Source organism: Aeromonas sp. PrichA-15, assembly GCF_017939245.1.
Classification (GTDB): Bacteria; Pseudomonadota; Gammaproteobacteria; order Enterobacterales; family Aeromonadaceae; genus Aeromonas; species Aeromonas caviae.
The window spans coordinates 1-293 of record NZ_JAGKRH010000359.1 but is presented as its reverse complement, the minus strand read 5'-3'; the positions used below and the strand labels follow the sequence as shown (position 1 = coordinate 293).

Here is a 293-nt window from a genome sequence, read left to right as displayed (position 1 = left end):
GGTTAATATTCCTGCACGACTTGTAATTGCGATGGGGGGACGGAGAAGGCTAGGTGGGCCAGGCGACGGTTGTCCTGGTGAAAGTGCGTAGGTGGTGTTTCTAGGCAAATCCGGAGACACAACACTGAGACACGAGACGAACGCACTACGGTGCGGAAGCCATTGATGCCCTGCTTCCAGGAAAAGCCTCTAAGCTTCAGATTACAAGTCATCGTACCCCAAACCGACACAGGTGGTCGGGTAGAGAATACCAAGGCGCTTGAGAGAACTCGGGTGAAGGAACTAGGCAAAAT

1 rRNA gene is annotated in these 293 nt (G+C 52.9%); it reads left to right on the top strand.

The window, feature by feature from the left end:
• Nucleotides 1-293: ribosomal RNA gene (locus tag J9889_RS23210) — 23S ribosomal RNA — on the top strand; the annotation flags it as partial.